Source organism: Streptomyces sp. NPDC006393 (assembly GCF_040628575.1).
GTDB lineage: Bacteria > Actinomycetota > Actinomycetes > Streptomycetales > Streptomycetaceae > Streptomyces.
Window position 1 is genome coordinate 13633 of the sequence record NZ_JBEXZD010000097.1, and the last position, 19696, is coordinate 33328.

General features: G+C 71.8%; 19 protein-coding genes. 6 read left to right on the forward strand and 13 right to left on the reverse strand.

From position 1 onward, the window contains the following. The first annotated feature begins 1 nt into the window (after position 1). Positions 2–1495, forward strand: a complete 1494-nt coding sequence (locus tag ABZ484_RS29905) for a LamG-like jellyroll fold domain-containing protein (protein WP_358869042.1) — start codon at positions 2–4, stop codon at positions 1493–1495. A gap of 93 nt (positions 1496–1588) precedes the next feature. Here ABZ484_RS29905 and ABZ484_RS29910 read toward each other — a convergent pair whose 3' ends face one another. After that, on the reverse strand, positions 1589–2188 hold the full coding sequence (locus ABZ484_RS29910; RefSeq protein ID WP_358869043.1) for an ABATE domain-containing protein: 600 nt from the start codon (positions 2186–2188) through the stop codon (positions 1589–1591). A gap of 578 nt (positions 2189–2766) precedes the next feature. Here ABZ484_RS29910 and ABZ484_RS29915 point away from each other — a divergent pair. Then, the gene (locus tag ABZ484_RS29915; protein WP_358869044.1) at positions 2767–3690 is read left to right on the forward strand and encodes a helix-turn-helix transcriptional regulator; all 924 of its coding nucleotides are present in this window, start codon (positions 2767–2769) and stop codon (positions 3688–3690) included. Here the strand turns inward: ABZ484_RS29915 and ABZ484_RS29920 are convergent. The 9 genes from ABZ484_RS29920 to ABZ484_RS29960 all read right to left on the reverse strand — a co-directional run bounded on the left by ABZ484_RS29920 (position 3654) and on the right by ABZ484_RS29960 (position 12608). Next, positions 3654–4070, reverse strand: a complete 417-nt coding sequence (locus ABZ484_RS29920; RefSeq protein WP_358869045.1) for a nuclear transport factor 2 family protein — start codon at positions 4068–4070, stop codon at positions 3654–3656. The two genes, ABZ484_RS29915 and ABZ484_RS29920, sit on opposite strands and share 37 nt — an antisense overlap. Further along, on the reverse strand, positions 4067–5596 hold the full coding sequence (locus ABZ484_RS29925) for an FAD-dependent monooxygenase (RefSeq protein WP_358869046.1): 1530 nt from the start codon (positions 5594–5596) through the stop codon (positions 4067–4069). The genes ABZ484_RS29920 and ABZ484_RS29925 overlap by 4 nt, the downstream gene beginning before the upstream one ends. Continuing rightward, complete coding sequence (locus tag ABZ484_RS29930) at positions 5593–7167, reverse strand: MFS transporter (RefSeq protein ID WP_358869047.1); 1575 nt, start codon at positions 7165–7167, stop codon at positions 5593–5595. Before ABZ484_RS29930 ends, ABZ484_RS29925 begins: the two co-directional genes overlap by 4 nt. Positions 7168–7200: 33 nt before the next feature. Further along, the gene (locus ABZ484_RS29935; protein ID WP_358869048.1) at positions 7201–8469 is read right to left on the reverse strand and encodes an MFS transporter; all 1269 of its coding nucleotides are present in this window, start codon (positions 8467–8469) and stop codon (positions 7201–7203) included. Next, positions 8466–9401: an NADP-dependent oxidoreductase gene (locus tag ABZ484_RS29940; protein ID WP_358869049.1), complete on the reverse strand. Its 936-nt coding sequence runs from the start codon at positions 9399–9401 to the stop codon at positions 8466–8468. The genes ABZ484_RS29935 and ABZ484_RS29940 overlap by 4 nt, the downstream gene beginning before the upstream one ends. Next, a complete protein-coding gene (locus ABZ484_RS29945) occupies positions 9398–9637 on the reverse strand; it encodes an acyl carrier protein (RefSeq protein ID WP_358869050.1) in 240 nt (79 codons plus the stop codon). Before ABZ484_RS29945 ends, ABZ484_RS29940 begins: the two co-directional genes overlap by 4 nt. Before the next feature lie 143 nt (positions 9638–9780). Beyond that, complete coding sequence (locus ABZ484_RS29950) at positions 9781–10803, reverse strand: beta-ketoacyl-ACP synthase III (RefSeq protein WP_358869051.1); 1023 nt, start codon at positions 10801–10803, stop codon at positions 9781–9783. Further along, positions 10800–11513 (reverse strand): AAA family ATPase, encoded by a 714-nt coding sequence (locus ABZ484_RS29955; RefSeq protein ID WP_358869052.1) that lies wholly within the window; start codon positions 11511–11513, stop codon positions 10800–10802. Before ABZ484_RS29955 ends, ABZ484_RS29950 begins: the two co-directional genes overlap by 4 nt. Positions 11514–11585: 72 nt before the next feature. Further along, entirely contained in the window at positions 11586–12608 is a 1023-nt protein-coding gene (locus ABZ484_RS29960) for an AvrD family protein (protein WP_358869053.1), read from the reverse strand. Positions 12609–12857: 249 nt separating this feature from the next. Here ABZ484_RS29960 and ABZ484_RS29965 point away from each other — a divergent pair, with 249 nt between their 5' ends. The 4 genes from ABZ484_RS29965 to ABZ484_RS29980 all read left to right on the forward strand — a co-directional run bounded on the left by ABZ484_RS29965 (position 12858) and on the right by ABZ484_RS29980 (position 15397). Next, the gene (locus tag ABZ484_RS29965; protein WP_358869054.1) at positions 12858–13301 is read left to right on the forward strand and encodes a hotdog fold thioesterase; all 444 of its coding nucleotides are present in this window, start codon (positions 12858–12860) and stop codon (positions 13299–13301) included. A gap of 94 nt (positions 13302–13395) precedes the next feature. Next, positions 13396–14142 (forward strand): dienelactone hydrolase family protein, encoded by a 747-nt coding sequence (locus ABZ484_RS29970; RefSeq protein ID WP_358869055.1) that lies wholly within the window; start codon positions 13396–13398, stop codon positions 14140–14142. Beyond that, the gene (locus tag ABZ484_RS29975; RefSeq protein WP_358869056.1) at positions 14139–14570 is read left to right on the forward strand and encodes a carboxymuconolactone decarboxylase family protein; all 432 of its coding nucleotides are present in this window, start codon (positions 14139–14141) and stop codon (positions 14568–14570) included. Before ABZ484_RS29970 ends, ABZ484_RS29975 begins: the two co-directional genes overlap by 4 nt. Before the next feature lie 128 nt (positions 14571–14698). Further along, the gene (locus ABZ484_RS29980) at positions 14699–15397 is read left to right on the forward strand and encodes an HAD-IB family hydrolase (protein WP_358869057.1); all 699 of its coding nucleotides are present in this window, start codon (positions 14699–14701) and stop codon (positions 15395–15397) included. 434 nt (positions 15398–15831) lie between these two features. On the opposite strand, the gene ABZ484_RS29985 is transcribed toward ABZ484_RS29980, so the two are convergent. From ABZ484_RS29985 to ABZ484_RS29995, 3 genes are all read right to left on the reverse strand, one after another. Then, entirely contained in the window at positions 15832–16992 is a 1161-nt protein-coding gene (locus ABZ484_RS29985) for a uroporphyrinogen-III synthase (RefSeq protein ID WP_358869058.1), read from the reverse strand. A gap of 92 nt (positions 16993–17084) precedes the next feature. Continuing rightward, positions 17085–18461: a nitrate/nitrite transporter gene (locus ABZ484_RS29990; protein WP_358869059.1), complete on the reverse strand. Its 1377-nt coding sequence runs from the start codon at positions 18459–18461 to the stop codon at positions 17085–17087. 151 nt (positions 18462–18612) lie between these two features. After that, positions 18613–19696: acyltransferase (locus tag ABZ484_RS29995; RefSeq protein ID WP_358869060.1), on the reverse strand; the 1084-nt coding region annotated here is incomplete at its 5' end.

The window sequence follows — 19696 nt, forward strand, 5'->3', positions numbered from 1 at the left end:
TGTGTCTGGCGAGAAGCTGCAGCCGCGCTCCGGGGAATCGCCCGCGCGGGCCGGCTTGGTGCCCGAGGCGCCCTTGGCCGGGGCGTCCGGTGCAGCAGCGGTCGCGTCCGCCTCTTCCGCCCGCGCCTGCGCGCTCGCCCGAACCTACCCCCTCACCCTCGACGGCAACGGTCTGCCGCCGCTGCTGCACGCACCGGTCAGCACCGCACTGACCTCCGCTGTGACAGTGTCCGGCGGCGGGACGCTCTGCCTGGACGACGCAGGGGCCGGGACCGCGGACAGCACCAAGATCCAGGTCCACACCTGCAACGGCACTCCCGCACAGCAGTGGTCCTATATCGCCGACGGCTCCCTGCGGGTGCTGGGCAAGTGCCTGGACGTCACCGGTGGCGGCACCGCCGACGGCACCCTCCTCCAGCTGCACAGCTGCAACGGCACCGGCGCGCAGAAGTGGACCCCGGGTGCGAACGGCAGCCTCGTCAACCCGCAGTCCGGCAAGTGCCTGGACGACCCTGGTGCCAGCACGACCAACGGCACCCAGGCCCAGATCCACAGCTGCAACAACACCGCGGCGCAGAACTGGACCAGCTCGGCCGCCGCAGGCTGGAACGCCCATCCGGGGACCGCCTTGACGCCGGTCCTGCCCAAGGCCGCAGACCCGAATGTCGCCTCCCCCGGTGACATCAACAGCACCGACGGCGGACCGGACGGCAACCCCGACCTGTACGCCGTCGACAGCGGAGGTCAGCTCACCGAGTACTCAGGGGTGGCACCCGGCGGAACGACCGCTGCCTTCGCCGCCCCCATGCCCCTCGGCGCCGCCGTCAACAGCTCGACGCACTGGTGGAACCTCGCCGACGGCACCGGCGTCACCGCCGCCGACCAGGCAGCCGGACTCGACGCCTCACTCGCCGGCGCCTACTCCTGGGCGGCGGACAGCACCCGCGGCAAGGTGCTCAGCCTGGGCGGAACCACTGGCTATGCGGCGACAACAGGGCCGGCGGTGAACACGTCCCAGAGTTTCACCGTCTCCGCCTGGGTCAAGCTCAACTCACTGGCCGCCAACTCCACCTTCGTCTCGCAGTCCGACGCTCCCTCGGTCGGCGCGGCGAACGGCTTCCAGTTGTACTACTCCTCCGGTGCGCAGGTGTGGGCCTTCAACCGGCACAACGCCGACGACGGCACCGATTCATTCACGGCCGCCTACGGTGCGAAGGCTGTCACCGGCAAGTGGACCCACCTTGTCGGCGTCTTCGACGCCGATGCCGGGAAGCTGAGCCTGTACGTCAACGGCACCCTGTCCGCGACCAAGGACTACGCCGGTACGTCCTGGAACGCCACCGGCCCCGTCCAGATCGGCCGACGGCTCTACCAGAACAGCTACGCGGAGTACGCGAACGCGCAGATCAGCGATGTCCGCATCTGGAACACCGCTCTCCCGCCCGCCGACGCGGCAGCTCCCGGCGACAACCCCCGGGTCAGCGGCCTCAGCTGACCCGGACGCCACTGGCCCTGGCCCGCTCCGGTGCCACTCGGAGCGGGCCAGGGCACTGTCAGCACCACGACGCCAGCCTCCAGCCGAGTGCCTTCAGGTGCGGGCCATGGCCGCGCGGCGGCGGTGGCGGGCTACTCGTTCGCGGTTGCCGCAGACCTCGCTGGAGCACCAGCGCCTCCTGCGGCCACGGGAGGTGTCCAGGTAGACGATCGGGCAGTTGTCGCCCTCGCACTGGCGCAGGGCCGCCCGGGCCACGGGGTCGGTGAGCAGGTCCACGGCGTCGCGTGCGACGACCGCCAGCAGGGAGACGCAGCCGGGCGGATCGGCCAACTCGCGTACAAGAGTGCCGTCTTCGGACCGTACGGCACGGGGAGCGGGCGGGGCCGGGCGGGCGAGGGCGTTGAGGTGGGCGAGGGCGCGGGCGTGTGCGTGGGAGGGGAGGGTGCCGGACAGGCATCCGTGCACCAAGTCGCCGACGTGTCCGCGTAGTTCGCGGAAGGCGTCCAGCCAGGACAGGTCGGCGTGGGCCAACGCCGTGCCCGGTGGCACGAGCCCCGATCCCGCGATCCAGGCGCACAGCGACGCCGGCGAGTCCAGCCGTTCCTCGGGATGGGCGGTGCCGAGGAGATCCAGGCAGATCCGTCCGGCGTCGAACCGCGGCTCGTACGGGGGCGTGTCCGTACCCAGTGCCATGTGCCTGTCACCGCCTAGGCAGGAAGCGTGAGGCTCTCCTCTTCACAGTGCCCGCCCGGACGCCCGGCTGGAAGCCCTCGTACCCCGCTGATCCCGTAGGGCGGTTCGACACTGATCCCGTAGGGCGGTTCGACGCCCTGGCCGTGCCCGGAGCCAGGGTCGTGCCGCGGTGTCCACGGTGACGGAGCACGGTCCGCGCCGGAGCCGCGACGAACCGGGTGGCGCGGTGCCCCCGGCCGGCCGTTCCGTCGGGACCGGAGATCGGGGCGCCGGACCACCGACGTACCGATTCTTGGCGTCACACACTCTCCGGCACCGTGTTTTGGCTGAATATTTGAATGGCGAATCAACAGAAAGCTCTTGCCTCTCGGCGTTGACCTGCGACGCAGGCAGACGGAAGTCTTAATTCCACCTTCGTCAACCGCTGGAATTAGCCACGCACGACGGTGATCCGCGAGCCGCTCGCGGCCACTGACTTGCCGAGACTCCGCGACGAAGGCGCCGCGCCGTCGCAATCAAGTCATCCTTGGCAAGGCCTTTACTTGACTGGGTATTGCCTTTCAGACAGCCTCACTTTCATGGCCAAACATCATAGAAAGCGTCAGCTTGAGGAGTTGTCTCATTTTCTCCGGAGCCGGCGGATGCGGCTGAACCCCGCCGATGTCGGGCTCAATACGTCGGGCCGCCGCCGTACTCCCGGATTGCGCAGAGAAGAGGTCGCCGTCCTGGCCGGGGTAGGCACCTCCTGGTACACCTGGCTCGAACAGGGGAGGGACATCAATGTCTCGGAGTCGGTGCTCGGCGCGATCAGCGGTGCGCTGCGGCTCAACCCCGCGGAGGAGATCTACCTCCACCGGCTGGCGGGTCTGAGGACACCGGACGTGGATCAGCGGGCCGACAGCGGTCCCGACGATCCCGAGCGCCTGGCCGAGATCGTGAACCACTGGTTCCCCAACCCCGCGCTGGTGCGGGACCGTTGCTGGAACATCCTGGCGGCCAACTCCGCGGTACCCGAGTTCCTGGGCTTCCCGGGGCCGGGCGGGAACATCCTGGTGGAGTTCTTCACGGACGAGAGCTGCCGCCGGCGCTATGTGCAGGCCGAGGCGCTGGCTCGCAGCACGGTCGCCCGCTTCCGCGCGGACGTGGCCGATTGCTTCGGCCGACCCGAGGTGGAGCGCATCGTCGACGAACTGAACGAGAGAAGCCCGCAGTTCGCCCGGCTGTGGAGCAGCCATGAAGTGCTGGAACCGATGAAGAGCCGGGCGAAGGAGATCGTCCACGGCGAGGTCGGAACGCTCGGCTTCGACGTCCACGAGTGGGAGCTGGCCGCGGACCACGAGATCCAGCTCGTCCTGCACATGCCGACGGCGCAGGACACGAGGGAGAAACTGGACGCCTTCTTCGCGGCGGCCGGTCCGGAAGCGGAGGATCCGGACCGGCCGGGCGAGGACGGCGACGAGGACGGTCAGCTGTCCTCGGAGAAGGCGATCGCGGCGGCGTAGCTGTCCTCGAACGTCTGGTAACGCCGGATCAGTCCGTCGCGGACCGTGATCCGGATCGCGAACGGGCCCGTGAACGGCTTCCCTGTCGAGGTCACCTTGTGCGCGAACTCACCGAGGACAATGGCGTCCTCGCCGTCCACGGCGATCTTCTCGACGTCGAATCGCTGGGTCTGAACAGCTTCCAGGAACCGCTGGAAGTACCCTTCGATCTCCTGCCGGCCGACGAGGTGCCCCGTCCACGGGACGAGCGGGGCGCCCGCCACCACCACGTCGACGTCCTCGGCGAAGAGCTCCGGCAGTCCGGGCAGGTCGCCCACGCCGAAGCGGTTGAAGAATTCCTGGACGGTCTCGGCGGTGCTCCGGGGGGTGTGCTGGGTCATGCGGCCTTTCCTTCCTTGGTGTGCTGAGTGCCGGTGGTGTCAGGGGTGCCGGCGAGCGACTCGAGATGGCGCAGGATCCGCCCCAGGTCCGGTACGGAGTCCTGGGCGGCGACGTAGTGGTCCGGGCGGACCAGGACGGCGGAGAAGCGCCGACCGCGTGTGGTGCGGACCGTCAGCAACTCCTCGTACGTGCTCTCGAGTTCCGCCAGTCGCGGCGGTTGCCCGCCGGACGGCGGGAGCGTGACGAGCAGCGTGTAGCGGTCGACCGGCAGCGACTCGCGCAGCGCGGGGTCCGCGAGCAGGTGACCGTTGCGGTGGAGCGGGCGGCGCAGCCGCCCGCTCCTGTCCTCGTCCACGGCGGGGCCGGCCGGGTAGTGGTTGGTCAGACCCGCCAGCCACGGCGAGTAGTAGCGGTCGAAGACGCCGGTGCGCTCGGCGAGCCGGGCGGACACGTCGCGCAGCAGGATCTGCCAGGGCTTGGCCAGCATCCATGCCTTCGTCTGCACCTCGGCCTGCTTCACCACGGCCTGTGCGACGGCGGCGCGCTCGCCGCCGTAGCTGTCGAGCAGGGCGGGTGCGGCCGCGCCCCGGTGCACGAGCGCCAGCTTCCAGGCGAGGTTGTGGGCGTCCGTCACGCCGGTGTTGAGTCCCTGGCCGCCCGCGGGGCTGTGGATGTGAGCGGCATCGCCGGCGAGGAAGACCCGGCCCGCGCGGAACCGCTCGGCGTGCCGGGCGTGGATGCTGAACGTCGTCTGCCAGGAGACGTCGTACAGCTTCAGGCCGCCGGGACCGCGCTTGTCGACGAAGTCCTGGAGCACCTCGTGCGTCAGGTCCTCCGGCTTCATGCCGGGCGGCCCCGCGGTGAACACCCGGAACCGTCCGTTGTACAACGGGACCAGCACCATGATCCCGTTCTCCGTGCAGTAGTAGTGCACGGCGTCGCGCTGCAGGTCGCCGTCGATCGCGGTGTCGGCCAGGATGAACACGTTCGGGTACGTCGCCCCCTTGAACTCCACGCCGATCGCCTTGCGCACGGTGCTGCTCGCGCCGTCGCCGCCGACGACGTAGGCGAACTCCTCGGTGGACTCCTCGCCGTCGGGGCCGCGCAGGGTCGCCAGCACCCCTTCCGGGTCCTGGCTGAGCCGGGTCAGCTCGGTGCGCCACTCCACCGTCCGGCCCGTGTCCTCCAGCGCCGTGCGCAGCAGCTCTTCGACATCGGGCTGGGTGATGACCATGGGCCGGGTGCGGTCGCCGAAGACGATGTCGCAGATCGGCTCGGTGCCGGAGTTGTAGCGGAACGAGTGCACGGGCAGGCCGTGCTTGTCGATGTACGCGGCGGCACCGAGCCCCCGGAACACCTCCAGCGTGCGCGGCCACACCATCAGCGCCTTGGTCAGCGGGCTGGGCTCGGCCGCCTTGTCCACCAGGCGCACCGGTACACCGCGCCGGGCCAGTTCGGCCGCGGCCGTCAGGCCCACCGGGCCCGCACCGACGACCAGCACCGGCCTCGTGTCCGGCTTGCTCATGAGGTTTCTCCCATCGTGATCGGTTCCTTGGCGTCGTGGCCTTCCTCGGCCCGGACGGTCCGCCCTGCGGGTGCGGGCCGCAGCATGCGCATGATCAGCGGGGCGCCCACGGCGCACACGGCCGCGAGCAGCCACAGCACGGTGTGCAGGGCGGAGGTGTAGGCGTCCGACACGAACACCGTGAAGTCGGCACGCCGGGGCGCCGGGACCTTGTCGGCCACCGAGGCGATCTCGCCCTGCACGACCCGGTTGGCGAGCTCGCCGACGCTTCCCTCCCAGCCGCTCGGATGCCTCAGGTTGTGCTGGGTGATGCTGACGAGCACGGACCCCATGCCCGCGATGGCGACGGCCTCGCCGGTCAGCCGCATGGTGTTGAACAGGCCGGCCGCCATGCCGGCCCGGCTCGCGTCCACCGAGCCGACCGCGGCGCCGTCGAGCAGGCCGAAGGAGATGCCGACGCCGGTGCCGATGACGAGCAGCGGACCGGCCAGCGCGAGGGTGGTGGAGTGCTGGTCGAGGACGGTCAGCCAGGCCGCGCCGGCCGCCACCAGCAGCAGGCTCACCCCGAGCAGCACGGACGCGCTGACGCGGCGCGCGAGTGCACCGCTCACCACGGGCAGCGCCAGCACCGGGCCGCTGAGCAGCAGCATGGTCAGGCCGGCCCGCTGCGAACTCATGCCGTTGACACCGATGAAGAAGGACGGCAGGAAGACCAGCAGGCACACAAAGCCGAAGGCCAGCAGGACCGGCATCAGACTGACCGCGACGAACTTCGGTTCGCGCAGCAGCGACAGCTCCAGCATCGGCCGCGCGCGCCGCTTCTCGATCCGCACGAACGCCACGAGCAGGACGACGGCCGCCGCGGCGAGCCCCAGCACCACCGGGTGCGCCCAGCCCAGCTGCGGGCCCTCGACCAGGGCCAGCGTGAGGGCGAACAGGGCGCCGCTGAAGGTGGTCGCGCCGGGGTAGTCGACTCCCTGCGCGCCCGGGTCACGGGACTCGGTCAGCAGCGGGCGCAGCAGGAGTACGGCCGCGGCGACGGCGGCGTGGGCGAGGAACACCGAGCGCCAGCCCCAGGCCCCGACGAGCAGGCCGGACAGCGACGGACCGAGCGCGAGGCCCAGGCCGAAGGAGGAGCCGAGGAACCCGAACGCACGAGCCCGGCCCTCGTCGTCGTACGCCTGGGCGAGCAGCGCGGTCGCCGCGGTGAGCACCATCGCCGCCCCGATGCCGGCCGCGCCGCGCAGGACGTCGATCCAGACCACCTCGGAGACCAGAGCGGCCCCCGTCGTGCACAGCACGAAGACGGCGAGACCCAGCGTGAACATCCGGCGCCGGCCGAGCAGGTCGGCGAGTGAGCCCGCGACCAGCATCACGCTCGCGAAGGTGAGGTTGTAGGCGTTGACGACCCACTGCACGGTCACCAGCGACGCGTGCAGGTCGGAGCCGAGGTCGGGAAGGGCGACGGAGGTTCCGGTGAGGGAGGCGGGGAGCAGCCCGCAGGAGACGCAGACCGCGATGAGGGTGAGGACGGGACGGGAACGTACGGCGCCCGCCGGACGAGTGGGCACGAGAACTCCTTCAGAGGGGACGGAAAGGGGATGTCACGTCGTCTGTCCGCGCAGCTGCTCGACGCCCCACAGCACGAGCACCAGCGCGGCCAGGCCGCCCCCGGCCGCCGACACACCGGACCAGCCCGCGGCGGAGTACACGGCGCCCGAGAGCGCCGAACCCGCCGCGCCGCCCAGGAAGTAGGCGGACATGTAGGCCATCGTGATGCGGTTGCGGGCCTCGGGACGCAGCCGGTAGAGAACGCCGAGGTTGGTGACCTGCGCGCCCTGCACGCCGAAGTCGAGCAGCAGGACGCCGAGCACCAGGCAGACCGGAAGGCGGCCGCCGTCGAGGGCGAGCAGCGCCCAGGCGACCAGGTTGGCGCCGTAGAGCAGGGTGGTGGCCAGGCGGTCGCGGCCGCGGTCCACCAGGGGACCGGTGGCCCGCGCGGCCACCGCTCCCGCGACGCCGAGCAGTCCGAACGCGCCGATCAGCGCCGCACCGTAGGAGTACGGGGGGCGGGCCAGCAGGAAGGCCGCCGAAGCCCAGAAGGCGCTGAACGAGGCGAAGGTGAGAAAGCCGTACAGGCAGCGCAGCCGCAGCAGCGGCTCCTGCGCGACCACGGACGCCACGGACCGCAGCAGGGCGAAGTAGCCCAGCTTCTCGGGCGGTTCGAGGTCGGGCAGCAGCCGCCACAGGAGCGCCGCGAGCACCAGCATCCCCACGGCCGCCACCGCGAACACCGTGCGCCAGCTGCCGGTCCACTGCGCGAGCAGACCGGAGCCGGTGCGGGCGAGCAGGACACCGCCGAGCACCCCGCTCATCACCCGGCCGGTGACCTGGCCGCGCTGCTCGGGGCGCGCCAGCGCGGCGGCGAACGCCACGAGGAGCGGGGCCCCGACCGCCGTCACCGCCATCAGCCCGGACAGGACGACCAGCGCGGTGACCGTGGGCGCGGCTGCCGAGGCGGCCTGGGCGAGCGCGGTCACCAGCAGCAGGGCGACCAGCAGCCGGCGCCGGTTGACGATGTCGCCGAGCGGCACCAGCAGGGCCAGGCCGACCGTGTAGCCGGCGGTGGAGGCCGTGACCACCGAAGACGCGGCCGTGCTGCCGACGCCGAACGCCGAGGCGATCGCGGTGAGCAGCGGGTGCGCGTAGTAGATGTTGGCCACGGCCAGCCCCGCGGCCACGGCGAACACCGTGACCAGCCGGTCCGGCAGCCCGCCGGCCGGACGCAGCGCCTTGTCGGCGCGGCGCCCGGTCCGGTGAGCCGCAGGAGTGGACCGGTGTCGGGAGATCCTGCGGGTCCCTGGCGATGTCATGGGACCAGCACGATCTTCCCTTTGGTGCGGTCGGCCTCGCCGTACTCGTGGGCCTTGGCGGCCTCGGCCAGCGGGAAGGCCTGGTCCACCCGGACCTTCAGCAGGCCCGCCGTCACCAGCCGCGCCAGTTCCTCGAGACCGGCGTGGTCGGGCTCGACCAGGAAGCCCACGACCCGCACGCCGAGGGCGGCGGCGTGGGTGGCGAGTTCGGGGCTGACGTGGCCGATCACGGTGATGAGCAGCCCGCCCGGGCGCAGCGTGCGCGCCAGTTGGAAGCTGTGGTCGCCGCCGAGCAGGTCCAGGACGACGTCCTGTCCGGTCACCGTGTGGTGCAGCGGCCCCGCGGTGTAGTCGACGGGGTGGTCGACGCCGACCTCGCGGAGGAATCCGTGCTTGGCGGCGCGGGCGGTACCGGTGACCTCGGCGTCGAAGGCGCGGGCGACCTGGGCGGCCAGGTGGCCGACCCCGCCCGCGGCGGCGGTGACGAGCACCTTGTCGCCCGCCTTGATGTGCGCGGTCTCCACGAGGGTCTGCCAGGCGGTGAGCCCGGCCAGCGGCAGCGCGGCAGCTTCCTCGAAGCTCAACTCCGCGGGCTTGCGGGCGAACTGGCGAGCGGGAGCGGTGACGTACTCCGCGTAGGCGCCGCCCGGCCGTGGGAAGCCGATGAGGCCGAACACCTCGTCCCCGGGCCGGAAGCGGGTCACCCGCGGCCCGGACTCGACGACCCCGGCGACGTCCCAGCCCTGTACGAACGGCGGGGCGCCCAGCGCGCCGGGCGGGAACACGCCGGCGCGGATCTTCCAGTCGACCGGGTTGACGCCCGCGGCGGCGACCCTGACCAGGACCTCCGTGGGGATCGGTGCGGGACGCTCGACCTCGGTGAGGCGCAGCGTGTCCGGCGCGCCGACGGCGGTGGTCACGACGGCCTTCATCGGCCCACCCGCTCGTCAAGGTAGGCGGCCCACTCGGACAGCTTCTGGCTGAGGACGAGGTCGCCGTCCGGTACGTCGACGCCGTACTCGCGCCGGATGAACAGGGCGACTTCGATGAGGGCCAGCGAGTCCAGCGCAAGGTCCTCCAGGGTCTTCTCGGGGTCGATCTCCTCGACCGGGACCTCGGCCTTGTCGGCTATGAACGTGACCAGTCCGGGATATGCCGTGACAGGCATCTCGTACTCCCTCCTCGGAGACGTGCTCCGGGGCTTCGCGTGGATCGATGAGGCGGGGGTGGGCGGTGCGGGCGCCGGTCGGGCATGGGGGTGGGCGGTGCGGGCAGGCCGGTCAGGCGGCCGACCGGGGCTGCGGGGCCGGCTCAGGCCGCCTGCCGGTGTGCGTGGCTGAGGCGGTCGGGCCAGGTGAGCGTGATGGCGCCCCAGGTGGTGCCGGCGCCGAAGGCGGTGAGCAAGACCTTGTCGCCGGGGCCCAGCCGGCCCTCGCCGGCGGCGTCGTCGAGGGCCAGGGGGATGGAGGCGGCGGCCGTGTTGCCGGTGTGGCCGATGTTGACGTACGCCTTCTCCTGCTCGACGCCGAGCTGTTCGGCCACCGCGTGCAGGATCCGCACATTGGCCTGGTGGCCGACCAGGAGGTCCACCTCGGCGGTGGACCAGCCGGTGCGGGACAGGACGGTGCGCGACGACTCGGTCATCCGCAGCACCGCGTTCTTGAACACCTCGCCGCCGCGCATCCTCAGGTACAGGTCCTCACGCAGCGCCTCGGTGTGGTGGCTGCGCTGGCGGGAGCCGCCGGCCGCCACCCGGATCAGGTCGGCCTGCATCCCGTCGCTGGCCAGCTGCGTCTGCCGCAGCGCGCCCGGCTCGTCGGCCCGTCCCGCGCGGAGCACCACGGCGCCGGCGCCGTCCGCGAAGATCGGGGCGGTCGTACGGTCATAGGGGTCGACGATGGTGGTGAACGCGTCGGCGCCGACCACCAGCACACTGTCCGCCACCGACGCGGCGATCATCCCGGCGCCGGTGGCCAGGGCGTACAGGAACCCGGAGCAGACGGCTCCGACGTCGAAGGCCGGCACGGTGCCCAGCCCCAGCGCCGCGGCGACGATCGGCCCGGTCGCCGGGCACGGGTGGTCGGGCGTGGCGGTCGCGACCACGACGGCGCCGACGTCCGGGACACCCGCCGAGTCCAGTGCGCGCTGCCCGGCGGCGATCGCGAGGTCGCTGGTGGCGGTGCCGGGGTCGACGACCCGCCGCTCGGCTATGCCCGTCCGGGTCCGGATCCACTCGTCGGAGGTGTCCATCCGGCCGGCGAGGTCGTCGTTGGTGACCACGCGGGGCGGCAGCGCGGAACCGAGGCCCGCGAGAACGGCGGCCCGGTCGGTCATCGCACGATCACCGAGGCCCGGTCGGACTCTATGCGCATGTCCAGCGCCTGGTACTCGGCCTCCGCCCGCGCGATCGCCTCCTCGGGCGCCATCAAGGCCGGCAGCTCGAAGATCCGCGCGATCTCCACCAGCCGCTCGGCCACTCCGCCGCCCACCACGTGGGCCGGGATGCCGAGTTCGGCCGCGACCTCGAGGAGCCGCTCGTCGGCCATGGAGCGGAACCGCTCGTTGACCGGGCGGTGCCCGTCGGCGGCCAGCGCCAGCTCGTTCGGCAGATGCACGAAGGCGTCGTACGTCTGCCGTACGTGCTGCTTGAAGGCGACGCCCAGTTGCTCCATGACGTCCTCGAACACCTGGATCTCGGGAGTGCGCTCGACGCTCTCGAACTCACCCAGGTGCACGGAGTCGTTGGGGTTGATGCCGACGATCACGCGTACGGCGCCGTAGATCCACTCCTGCAGCGAGGAGCCGTCGGAGATGAACGAGCCCTCGAAGCGGCTCTCGTGCACTGCCCGGTCCACGTGGCGGCGCACGATCAGCTGGACCAGCTCGGCCGCGGTGCACTGCTCCAGGGTCTTGCCGGGCACGGCCTCCGGCAGCAGCTCCCGCATGGTGCGGGCACGGGTGCGCGGGATTCCCACGTAGTGCGCGAGCGCATAGGAGGTGAGGGTTTTCCCCGAAGAATACGTGCCGGAAATGGCGATACGCATGGCAGGCTCCTTCCGGGCAGCGCGAGCCACCCGTGGAATTTCTCGGAAAATTACTGGGACGGGAATGCGAGGTCAGTCGGGCAGTCGGTGTGCCACGCTGCAACGCACGGTGTTTCCGGCGAGCGTTCCGACGATGTCGGCGGCGCGCCAGGTCTCGCCGTCCCGCTGCAACAGGGCGCTGTTCTCGAGTCGCACGCTCAGCGGGGCTTCGTAGCGAATGGGATCGGGTTCGACTCCGGCCGACAGGACGGTGGTGCGCATCCAGAGGGTGTTGCTGGCGCCGCGGGAGACCCGGTCCGTCTCGTACAGCAGGATCTGGCCCAGTTGAAGGCTGGTCACGAAGGTGTCGACCAGGCCGACGAAGGGCTGGTAGATGCCCTCGGTGCCGTCGGTCGACAGCACGCTGCCGGGTTCCTGTGCCACGTCCACCACGGCGTCCGCGCGGGCCTCGGCCACCTGCACCGCGACCTTGCGGACGCTCTGTGTGCGGGTCGCGAAGCCGGTGCCGTAGTACTGCCGGTCGGCGGGGCCGAGCAGGCCCTCCGGCGAGGCGTAGGTCCCCTCGGCCGGGCCGGCCGTGCCGTGGCCGTCCCCCGGATGCCGCAGTCGGGTGCGCACCCGCATCGCGCCGACCAGGGTCTCCAGCCGGGAGACGACCTCGCCGTCGCCGTCCTCGGCCGGCGTGCTGCCGAGCAGGCGGGTGCGCACGGGCAGCTCCGTCAGCTCCTCGTCGGGCGTGGTGCCCGCCTTGATCCGCACCTCGAGGACCCGGCTGGTGCGGCGGCTTTCGGGGGTGAGACCCAGCGCATGGGTGAGGACGGCCTCGCTCAGGTGCACGGCGACGATCAATCCGTCGACCGTGCTCAGGTGCGGGCGCAGATCGCCGCGTCTCGCCTTGGTCGACCAGTCGGCCGGATAGCGGACGTCGAGCCGGCCGGCCAGTTCGGCCCGGTCCTCCCCGCCGCGGGTCATCTCCACTGTGCCGTAGCGGTATGTCACACGCCGGTACCCGGAACCGAAGAACCGCTTTTCGCCCGGTCCCAGGTAGTCGTCGACCGAGTGGAGCAGTAATGCATCGGCATCCCTGGCAGGCACCTGATCAAGCAACGCTCACTCCCTTGTGACGGGCCCGGTGAGAAGAATTCGACCTCTCGAACGGGCGCTTCTCGGTCTTCTCGAACCTAGCCGAGTCAAGCCGGCCGAAGGAGAGTCAGTTCATGCGGTGTCAGCCCATGCGATTACTGCCAACACCACCTTGAACACCACCAGGTGACGGCCTTTCGGACCGAGGCGGAAATTGACTAACGTCAAAGGCGTTCAAGGCGTCAACAGGGGGAGGTCGCCATGTCCGACGTCGCACTCGGCCCGTGGGCCGTGACAGCCGAGTTCAGCCACGAACAGCTCGTCGCCAAGATGGGGATCGAGCTGGTCCGATGCGAGCCCGGCCTGGTCATCGGCACCATGCCCGTCGACGGCAACCGCCAGCCCGTCGGCATCATGCACGGCGGTGCCAACGCCGTTCTGGCGGAGACCCTGGGATCCATCGCCGCGTTCCTGCACTCCGGGCCGGGCGGCCGTGCGGTCGGCCTGGACCTGTCCTGCACCCACCACCGCTGGGTGGCCAGCGGCCAGGTGACGGGCGTGTGCCGGCCCCTGCACGAGGGCCGGACCACGGCCACCTACGAGATCGTCATCAGCGACGGCTCCGGCAGGCGCTCCTGCACCGCCCGGCTGACCTGCGCCGTCAGCGTGCCCGCCCACCCCCGCCGAGCACTGCGCACGGCGTGAAGGCGCCCCGGATCCCCGGCACGTCTCGGCTCTGCCCCCGGCTACAGCGCCCTGTTTCCCCCGCACATCGTGATCGAAGAGAGGTCAACACCCCATGTGCCACAGCACCGACAGCAGGCCCCCCGCCGTCGCCGACCCCGGCAGCGTGGCCGGGGAGGGGCTGATCGAGCTGACCTCCCAGGACGGGACGACGTTCACGGCCTTCCACGCCCAGCCCGGTGAGCCCAACGGCCGCGGTGTCGTGATCCTCCCGGACATCCGCGGCGTCCACGCCTACTACCAGGAACTGGCCCGCCGGTTCGCGGAGGCCGGGTTCGCCGCCGTCGTGGTGGACTACTACGGCCGCACCGCCGGCCTCGGTCCGCGCGGCGACGACTTCGAGTGGCAGCCGCACTTCCAGCAACTCGTGCCGGACCGGGTGGCCGAGGACGCCCGTGCCGCGGCCGACTTCCTGACCGCGCGGAACCCCGGCATCGCCGTCTTCTCCGTCGGCTTCTGCCTCGGTGGCGGCCACTCCTGGCGGCTGGCGGGCGCCGATCTGGGCCTGGCCGGTTCCATCGGCTTCTACGGCCTGCCGGGCCTCGCCGAGGACCGCCTCAAGGACATCTCCGCACCGCTGCTCCTGCTGCTCGCGGGCAACGACGTCGCCACCACCCAGGAGGACTTCGCGGCCTTCCGCGGGAAGCTGGACGACGCGGACAAGACGTACGAGTACAAGATCTACGAGGGTGCCCCGCACTCCTTCTTCGACGGCGGCGCCGAGGAGTGGAAGGACGTCAGCGCCGACGCCTGGCAGCGGGTGCTGGACTTCACCGCCCGTCACGCGGAGGCCGCGGCATGACCCGTGACATCCGCGTGGAACAGCGCGGCAACCCGCGCTTCGAGCGGGGACAGGCCAGGCTGGAGGATCTCGGCGACAAGGGCGACGCGATCTTCACGGCGCTCGCCGAGGTGGCGCCCGACATGGGGAAGTACGTCGCCGAGTTCGTCTTCGGGGACCTGTACGGCCGACCCGGACTCGACGACAGACAACGGCAACTGGTGACGCTGTCCATGCTCGCCGCCCTGGGCGACACCGACCGGCAGTTCGCCTTCCACCTGGGCCTCGGGCTCAACGCGGGCCTGACCCCGCGGGAGGTGGTGGACTCACTGGTGCACGGCCTGGCCTTCATCGGCTTTCCGCGCACCTTCAACGCCCTCAGCACGGCCAAGCGCGTCTTCGCCGAGCGCGGGCTGCTGCCGGTGGCGGAGCCGCCGGCGGCAGGCTGACGGGCCTGTCTGCTCCGCCCCGCGCGCTCCTCACTCCCCCGGTACGGGCGCGCGGGGCGGGTGTCGTCGTCCCCGCTCCCCCACAGGCCCACGAACCTCCGCCAAGACCCCACGGAAGGCCGACTCCCATGCGACGAACACCGACGCGCCGAGCAGCCGCCTTCTTCGACGTCGACGGCACGGTCATCAACGTCACCAGCATGTTCCGGTTCCTGGAGTACCGCCTGGCCGCCGAGGGGCACCCCCCGTCGGCGTACCGCCACGAGCGGCAGCGGCTGAAGGCCATGACGGCCGCCGGCGTGCCCCGCGCGGAGACCAACCGCGCCTACTTCGCCTCCTACGCCGGGGCCGACGTACGGGAGATCGCCCGGCTCGCCGAGGACTGGTTCCGGGACGAACTGCGGTCCGGGGCCTTCTTCAACGAGCACGTGGTGGCCGCGGTCCGGGAACACCAGCGGGACGGCGACCTGGTGGTCCTCGTCTCGGGCTCCTTCCGCGCCTGCCTCGCGCCGATCGCCCGCCATCTCGACGCCGACATCGTGCTGTGCTCCGACCCCGATACGGCGGACGGCACGTACACCGGGCGGGTGGAGGTGCCCATGATCGGCGAGGCCAAGGCCGAGGCCGTACGCACGCTGACCACCCGTGGCGCGCTCGACCTGGCCGCGTCCACGGCCTACGGCGACCACGTCTCCGACCTGCCGCTGCTGCGCATGACCGGCCGGGCGGTCGTCGTGGGCGACGACCCGGTCATGCGGGAACAGGCCCGCCGCCACGGGTGGCCGCTGTGGCCGCGCACTCCGGCGGACACGCTCGCCGCGGGGTAGCCGGAACCGCACGAGACGGTCTGTCCCGGGCCCCGGACTTCCACCCGGCCGTGCCGTCGGCCGGGTACGCCGGCAAGCCCGCCCAGGCGTCATGGGCGGGGCTCCCGCCCCTACGCCTCCGCGTACTTCCCCTCCGTCGCCGGGTCCAGGGCCAGGCGGTAGCCCCGCTTGACCACCGACGGACTTTCCCGGGCCCCGGACTTCCACCCGGCCGTGCCGTCGGCCGGGTACGCCGGCAAGGCCGCCCAGGCGTCATCGGCGGGGCTCCGCCCCTACGCCTCCGCGTACTTCCCCTCCGTCACCGGGTCCAGAGCCAGGCGGTAGCCCCGCTTGACCACCGACGGACTTTCCCGGGCCCCGGACTTCCACCCGGCCGTGCCGTCGGCCGGGTACGCCGGCAAGCCCGCCCAGGCGTCATCGGCGGGGCTCCGCCCCTACGCCTCCGCGTACTTCCCCTCCGTCGCCGGGTCCAGGGCCAGGCGGTAGCCCCGCTTGACCACCGTCTGGATCAGCTTCGGCGCTCCGAGCGCCGTGCGCAGGCGGGCCATCGCCGTTTCCACCGCGTGTTCGTCGCGGCCCGCCCCCGGCAGGGCGCGCAGCAGGTCCGCGCGGGCGACGACCCAGCCGGGGCGGCGGGCCAGGGCGCGCAGCAACGCCATCCCGGCCGGCGGTACCGGCTTCAGGTCCCCGTCCACCAGCACCGCGTGGCCCCGGATCTCCACCTGGTGCCCCGCGACGGGCAACGCCCGCGCCCGCCCCGGCAGCTCGCGGCACAGCAGCTGCACCAGCGGGCCCAGCCGGAACCGCTCCGGCTGCACGGTGTCGATGCCGTGCGCCTGCAACGGCACCGCGGTGACGGGGCCGACGCACGCCGGCAGCACGTCGTGGCCGAGCGCGGCCAGCAGCTCGGGCAGCAGTCCCCGCTCCTCGGCCCGCGCCAGCAGGGACGCGGCGGCCGGTGCGCTGGTGAAGGTGAGCGCGTCCAGGCCGCGGGAGACGGCGGCGTCCAGGAGGCGGTCCAGCGGGCCGGGGTCCTCCGGGGGCAGCCAGCGGTACACCGGCACCGGGACCACCTCCGCTCCCCCGGCGCGCAACGCCTCCACGAACCCCGGCAGCGGTTCGCCGTGCAGCTGTACGGCCACCCGGCGGCCCTCCACACCCTGCCCGAGCAGCCGGTCGAGCACCTCCGCCATGGACTCCGACGACGGGGACCACTCCTCGGTCAGCCCGGCGGCCCGGATCGCACCCTTCACCTTGGGCCCGCGCGCCAGCAGCTCGCTCCGCCGCAGCCGGGCCAGCAGCGCCTCGCCGAGCCCCCACCCCTCGGCCGCCTCCACCCAGCCGCGGAAGCCGATCGCGGTGGTGGCGACCACCACGTCGGGCACCTGGTCGATGATCTCCTTGGTGGCGGCGAGGAGCTCCCCGTCGTCGGCGAGCGGAACGATGCGCAGGGCGGGCGCGTGCAGGACGGTGGCACCCCGCCGCTGGAGCAGGGCGCCCAGCTCGTCGGCCCGGCGCGCGGCGGTCACGCCCACGGTGAATCCGGCGAGCGGCCCGTGCTCGGACCGTTCGGCCTGGTGCTCTTCGTCGTACATGTGCTCGCTCTCCTAGCTGACCGGCACGCCGCCACCGAGCCTGTCAACGGCGCATGACGGGCTCGGTTCGGCTTCATTGCACCGGTGTTACGTCACACCTCGGCGTAGTCGAGCCGCGACTTCGTCTCCGCTGCCACCGTAGTCACAGCCTGCCCCGCCGGGCGGCGGAGGTATACGGCCCAGGTCACCGCGAAGCAGACGCCGTAGAAGGCGAGGAAGGCGACGAACGCGCCGGTCCCGGAGCCGTAGGAGAGGAAGGACTGGCGGAAGGCGAGGTTGATGCCGACCCCGCCGAGCGCGCCGACGGCGCCGATCAGGCCCATGGAGGCGCCGGAGACACGGCGGCCGTGGGCCACGGCGGCCTCCCCTTCGAGCCCCTTGGCCAGGGCCTTGGCCTGGAAGATGCCCGGGATCATCTTGTACGTCGAGCCGTTGCCGAGGCCGCTCAGCGCGAACAGGGCGACGAAGACGGTCACGAACAGGGGGAGCGACTTCTCGAGGCTCGCGGCGATCAGGGCGGCGGTCGCGGCGGCCATGGCCACGTAGTTCCAGAGGGTGATCCGCGCACCGCCGTACCGGTCCGCGAGCCGGCCGCCGACGGGCCGGACCAGCGAGCCGAGCAGCGGGCCGATGAAGGTGAGGTACGTCGCCTGGAGCGGGGTCCGGCCGAACTGGTTCGTCAGCACCTGGCCGAAGGCGAAGCTGTAGCCGATGAAGGAGCCGAAGGTGCCGATGTAGAGGAAGGACATGATCCAGGTGTGGGCGTCCTTCGCGGCGTCCTTCGCCGCGCCGGTGTCGTTCTTCACCGTCGCCAGGTTGTCCATGAAGAGCGCGGCGCACCCGGCGGCCACGACGATCAGCGGGATGTAGATGCCCAGCAGGACGCGCGGTCCGCCGCTCGCCCCGATGACGGCGAGCGCCACCAGCTGGATCGCCGCCACGCCGACGTTGCCGCCGCCGGCGTTGAGGCCCAGCGCCCAGCCCTTCCTGCGCAGGGGGAAGAAGGCGTTGATGTTGGTCATGGAGGAGGCGAAGTTGCCGCCGCCGATGCCGGCGAGCAGCCCGACCCCCAGGAAGGTGGAGAAGGAGGTGCCGGGGTGCATGACGGTGAAGGCCGCGATCGTCGGGACGAGGAGCAGGGCCGCCGAGACGATCGTCCAGTTCCGGCCGCCGAAGAGGGCCACCGCGAAGGTGTAGGGGACGCGCACGACGGCGCCGACGAGGGTGACCACCGAGGTCAGCAGGAACTTGTCGGCGGGGGTGAGGCCGTACTCCGGGCCCATGAAGAGCACCAGGACGGACCACAGGGTCCAGACCGAGAAGCCGATGTGCTCGGACAGGACCGAGAACCAGAGGTTCCGGTTGGCGATCCGTTCCCCGCTCGCCTCCCAGAACCCCTCGTCCTCCGGGTCCCAGTGCTCGATCCAGCGGCCACTGCGACGGGGCGGGGCTGGGGCTGGGGCTGTCATCGCGCCTCCACGGGCTCCGGGTGCTCGGTCCGGCCGTCGACTGTCGTCGACTGACTGAGCCCGACGGTAGGAAAGGCGCGTTTCCGGCCTGTGGCGGTGGGTCACCGCAGGGGAACGTTGCTCTCACCTCGCGGGGCGGGACGGTGAGAGGTCACCTGCCCGTGGTCGCGCCCGGCCGCCGCTTCCCGCTCGGCCACAGTCGTGGTCTCCGTCTCGCCGCCAGGTCCTCGATCCAGCCGAAGGCGAGGATCGCGGCGGCGATCAGCGGCCACACCAGGACGAACATCCACAGGCCGTAGGTGGAGTCCAGGAACGCCGACACGCGGTCGCCCCGCAGGAAGGGCAGGTTGTAGGCCTCGTCGAGGAGGGGGACGGTGAGGGTGATGAGCAGGTTGTGCCAGAGGTAGATCGTGACCGCACGGTTGTTGGCGAGGGTGACGAGCGGCTCCCAGCGGCGCAGCCGGTCGGGGAAGCGCTGCCAGGACGGGGAGTACTGGAGCAGGATCACGACGACCGCGAAGGACCAGGTCGCCTGGGCGAGCGGGATGTCGTTCAGGTCCCAGCCGTCGGGGCCCTGATGGCCGGACGCCCACCACAGCGCGAAGGCCATCAGCGCGGATGAGACCGAGACCGCCGCATAGCGGGGGATCCGCCGCAGCAGTCCCTCGTGGTGGGCGATGCCCAGGATCCAGCAGCCGCCGTAGACCGCGAAGTCCGTCACCGCGTCGCCCGTCTCGCCGGGGATCGTCACCAGGCCGGTGCCGACCACCGCGGTCAGGGCGAGCGGGGCGAGCAGGGTCGGCCACGGGGCGCGGCGGAACGCCCGCAGCAGCAGGGGTGACGCCACGACGAACCACAGATACGCCCGCAGGTACCACAGCGGGCCCGCCGCGTCGTCCGCCCAGGTGACGTCCAGCAGGCCGGAGTCGGAGCCCAGGTGCTCGGGATACGGCGGGGCGCCCACCGGGACGACGTAGGTCAGGAGCTTCACCAGACCGGCCGTGCCGCCGATGTCGGGGTCCTTCACCGGGTTCCAGCCGGCCGCCAGCATCAGGGGCAGGAGGATCGCGCCGAACGCCCACATCGGCGGCAGGAGCCTTCTCAGCCTGCCCTTGATCACGCTCGCCGCCGGGCGGTTCAGGGAGCGTGCCATCAGGGAGCCCGCCAGCGCGAACATCACGCCCATCGACGGGAAGAGCACCGTGAGCCAGGCCCAGCCGAACACGTGGTAGAGG